This is a genomic window from Nodularia chucula CCY0103, from assembly GCF_963923915.1.
Lineage (GTDB): Bacteria > Cyanobacteriota > Cyanobacteriia > Cyanobacteriales > Nostocaceae > Nodularia > Nodularia chucula.
Genome location: NZ_CAWUOL010000166.1, coordinates 1 through 3,854, shown reverse-complemented (window position 1 = coordinate 3,854; position 3,854 = coordinate 1). Strand labels below are relative to the sequence as shown.

Annotated in this window: 5 protein-coding genes; 3 read left to right on the top strand and 2 right to left on the bottom strand. The window is 41.8% G+C overall.

The features are described 5' to 3' along the window. Positions 1–56: 56 nt before the first annotated feature. Together ACM0OP_RS23810 and ACM0OP_RS23805 are read left to right on the top strand one after the other, a co-directional pair. Positions 57–731 carry a response regulator gene (locus ACM0OP_RS23810; RefSeq protein WP_414530883.1) on the top strand — a complete coding sequence of 225 codons (675 nt, stop codon included), beginning with the start codon at positions 57–59 and terminating at the stop codon, positions 729–731. Next, on the top strand, positions 728–1,693 hold the full coding sequence (locus tag ACM0OP_RS23805) for a diguanylate cyclase domain-containing protein (RefSeq protein WP_414530882.1): 966 nt from the start codon (positions 728–730) through the stop codon (positions 1,691–1,693). Before ACM0OP_RS23810 ends, ACM0OP_RS23805 begins: the two co-directional genes overlap by 4 nt. On the opposite strand, the gene ACM0OP_RS23800 is transcribed toward ACM0OP_RS23805, so the two are convergent. Beyond that, positions 1,659–2,564: a glycerate kinase gene (locus ACM0OP_RS23800; RefSeq protein ID WP_414530881.1), complete on the bottom strand. Its 906-nt coding sequence runs from the start codon at positions 2,562–2,564 to the stop codon at positions 1,659–1,661. The two genes, ACM0OP_RS23805 and ACM0OP_RS23800, sit on opposite strands and share 35 nt — an antisense overlap. Positions 2,565–2,566: 2 nt before the next feature. Next, positions 2,567–2,899, bottom strand: a complete 333-nt coding sequence (locus tag ACM0OP_RS23795; protein WP_414530880.1) for a DUF565 domain-containing protein — start codon at positions 2,897–2,899, stop codon at positions 2,567–2,569. A gap of 245 nt (positions 2,900–3,144) precedes the next feature. Between ACM0OP_RS23795 and ACM0OP_RS23790 the strand changes: the two genes are divergently transcribed. Further along, entirely contained in the window at positions 3,145–3,732 is a 588-nt protein-coding gene (locus ACM0OP_RS23790) for a hypothetical protein (RefSeq protein ID WP_414530879.1), read from the top strand. The last annotated feature ends 122 nt before the right edge of the window (positions 3,733–3,854 follow it).

The window sequence follows — 3,854 nt, the reverse complement described above, 5'->3', positions numbered from 1 at the left end:
CTAAATTTTCTGGCTCTATATGTTTGACCTTTTCCCAATAATCTAATCTTAAATTTGTGGTAGCCAATGGTAAAGAGGTGATTCAGGCTTTGCAAGTTCAGTTCTATGATGTGGTGTTAATGGATGTGCAAATGCCGGAGATGGATGGACTAGAAGCCACTCAAATCATTTGTCAGCAATATCCTGTGAGTTCTCGTCCTTATATTATCGCTATGACGGCTAATGCGATGCGGGGCGATCGCGAAGTTTGTCTGGGGGTGGGTATGAATGACTACATTGCCAAACCGATCAAACTGGAAAATTTGGCTTTAGCACTTAGTAAATGTCAACCTCGAAATATTCCTCTATTAATTGATACAAAAGGCAAGAAAGAACAGACTATAATTGATACTGAGATTCTCAATTCTCTACGAGATATGATGTCAGGAGATGAGGCGGCTTTTAAGCAACTAGTTAATTGTTATTTGACAGTCACTCCTAAATGTATTCAAAATATCAAAACATCCCAGGCTGTCAAAGATGCTGAGGGTTTATGGCAGGCTGCTCATACTCTCAAGTCTAGTAGTGCTTCTATGGGTGCTATAACTTTATCCCAAATCTGCCAACAGCTAGAAGCAAAAGGAAAAAGTGGTGATTTAGCAAATTTTGAGGACATCTGCTCAGAACTTTATCAGGAATATGAGTCAGTCAAACTGGTTTTAGAAAGAGAACTAGATGGGGAGCGTCATTGATTACTACTTTTGCCAAAAACCAATCTTTAATTCTCATTGTCGATGATGAAGCATTTAGCAGGATGCAGCTGCGACTGGCTCTAGAACGGGAAGGGTATCAAATTGCAGAAGCTTGTAATGGTAGAGAAGCTTTAAATATCTGTGAGAAAACACACCCGGATATTATCCTGCTGGATGCAATTATGCCAGATATGGATGGATTTGAGTGTTGTACTCGGTTACACTCTGCTGATTTTAGTCAGGATATCCCAATTTTAATGATTACAGGGTTGGATGATCAGGAGTCTGTTGATCGGGCTTTTGCTGTGGGTGCAATTGATTTTGTGACTAAGCCAATTCATTGGCCGGTTTTGCGTCAACGAGTCAAACGTTTAATTTCTGAATCTCAGGTGCAGAAAAATTTGGAGTTTGCTAATCAAGAATTGCAAAAGTTGGTGACTATTGATCAATTAACTCAGGTGGCTAATCGCCGCAGGTTTGAAGAATATTTTGCCCAAGAATGGAAGCGTTTGATCGGGGAAAAAATGCCAATTTCTTTGATTATGGCTGATGTTGATTTTTTCAAATTGTACAATGATAATTATGGGCATCAATTGGGCGATCGCTGTCTGCAAGCAGTGGCGACATCTATTCAAAATACTGTGCAACGTTCTAGTGATTTAGTGGCTCGGTATGGTGGGGAAGAATTGGCGATCATTCTACCTAATACTGATACACCAGGGGCTGTGACGGTGGCGGAGAATATTTGCTCTGCGGTGAGGAAATTAGCTATTCCCCACAATTGTTCTCCGGTGAGTTCTTTTGTGACTATTAGTGCTGGGGTAGCTACGATGATTCCTCAACCTAATTTTCACTACCAAGAAATTATTGTATTGGCTGATCGGCAATTATATCGAGCCAAAACATCCGGGCGCGATCGCGTAGAATTTAGCCGCGCAGGTACATACTATGATCAGGATTAATTCCAATCACTACATCAACTGTTGTCGGCGATTTCACCAAGGGCGGAATAAATAATTCTGGGTGTAGCGATCGCCAAAAATAGTTGACAAAATCCTCAATCTGTGCATCCGACATCCCCCCTTTCCCTCTAGCGATCATTTGTTGTTCTGCTTGTTTACGCCACGTTAGAGAACAACGGTAATCAGTGGGATATAAAACCATTAAACTATCTAATCTGTCCCACAGTGGCAGATAATTCTGGAGTTGCTGATTCATTTCACGAGCAAATACCCGATCCTCTGCTGTCAGAATTGGTGGTGGTGCTGTGTCAAATATATCAGGATTAATCGGTTTTACACCCACAAACCAACCTTCAAAGAGGACGATATCAATATTTGTCACCATTTCTGGGGTAGTGCGATCGCCCGCCCCATTATATGCAGATTTATCAAACCGGGGAACAATGACAGGGCTTTCCCCCTGACGAATTTGATCTAGCACTTTTAAGCCTAAATCTAGATCATGGGTTCCTGGTGGACCCCGCCAAATCAACCGGGGATCTTCCTGAGTCAAAATCAAGCGATCGCTGTAAGTTTTATACAAATCATCTAAGGATAAATTCAGAGTCCGATAACCCAATTCCTGAAGAATAAAACTCAGAACTCGGCACATTGTAGTTTTACCAGTACCTTGTCCACCCAAAATCCCTTGAATCAGAGGCCTGCCCAATTCTTGGCGATGGGAAGCTAACTTTATACTGAGTGGTATCCATAAATCTCGCAGCACCGCCAACATTTCTGCGGGTGGTTTACCCAGATGAGTGTGGCAGAATTGCTCAAAATTTGGTAAGACACTATGGAATAAATCTAGATCACTAGCCCCAAAATCCATGATTAAGAACCCAATTTAAAGGCTTCGACAAACATACTATAAATAAAACCAACTTTGAGAATATTTAGGGATTCTACCAAGAGCGATCGCCTAGAGAAAAAACTTTGACTATAAAATATTCTGCTAGTTACCTCCGTCAGCACCACTAGCACAGCAGCGATGAGAATATCTGAAATACCCCTTTGTCCAGCTATAGTAGAAATTGCTGTCCCCAGAAAAAACCCAAAAAAGAAATTAATCAACAATAACGATAACCTGCGCCAAGGATTTAAAAACCATTGTCCCAAACGACTAGCAATGGCCTCAAATAAGTTAGTCAGACGAGTATTTTGCATGAATCTAGGTGGAAAGTGGAAAGTAAAATGCAGTGTGTGAACTGGGTGGGGAATTTTTGCATCCCCAGGATTTACGCCAAAACTCTCTCAAACTCTTATGCCTCTGTGTCCAGTGTAGCCTGTGGTATACCGTTCAAATCTCAGTATAAGACAACCAACTTTTTCCCTCTCCTCATCTCCTACAGAAGCCGAAATTGTAGGCTAATATTTGCTCAAGCCTAGACAAAATATTATTGCTAAAACTTATGAAAAATACCTTCTATCGCAATATTGCTATTGCCGTTTGTGTTTTAGGACTATTGGGAATTATGGTGGGATGTTGGGACATCAGTGTGTCTTTTGAGTCAGTAGAACCAGAAACATCCTTTGATACCTTAGAACCAGATGTTAACCCAGCACCAGTTCCCGATTCCCCAGTTACTTCTACTACCCAAACCAATAAAATTGGTATAAATGATACTCACACCTTGATCACTCGTCAAGATTCCACTATCCAGGGGAATAATCAAGGGAATTTACGCATGAGTAATCAAACAAATCAACCTGTACGCCTAGCTTTACTCGCACGACAACCCCAGGAAAAAGATGCTGGTAATCAAAAAAGTCATCATGATGTTCCCGCACATTGGGATTTTGATCCCCAAGAAGGTAGTAACCAGGGGTTGATTTTGTCCCTACCTCATGGAAACCTCAAGTTAGAAACAGGTGACATTATTGTCGCCTTCGCTCAAGACGGTTCTCGCCGTTACTGGGGTCCCTACGTGGTGGGGGAAACTTCTGTACCGGAATGGAACACCGAAAAGCAAGAATGGTTATTGGTACTCACTCCTTAAGAACAAAATCTGGTTAGTCAACGACTAATACAACAGGGAAGTGTGGGGAGTGTGAGAGGTGTGGGAAGTGTGGGAAGTGTGGGAAGTGTGGGAAGTGTGGGAAGTGTGGGAAGTGTGGGAAG

Bases quoted from the DNA above. Each gene is read 5' to 3' on its own strand.
- ACM0OP_RS23800 (WP_414530881.1), bottom strand. From the start codon at position 2,564: ATGGATTTTGGGGCTAGTGATCTAGATTTATTCCATAGTGTCTTACCA.
- ACM0OP_RS23790 (WP_414530879.1), top strand. From the start codon at position 3,145: ATGAAAAATACCTTCTATCGCAATATTGCTATTGCCGTTTGTGTTTTA.
- ACM0OP_RS23795 (WP_414530880.1), bottom strand. From the start codon at position 2,899: ATGCAAAATACTCGTCTGACTAACTTATTTGAGGCCATTGCTAGTCGT.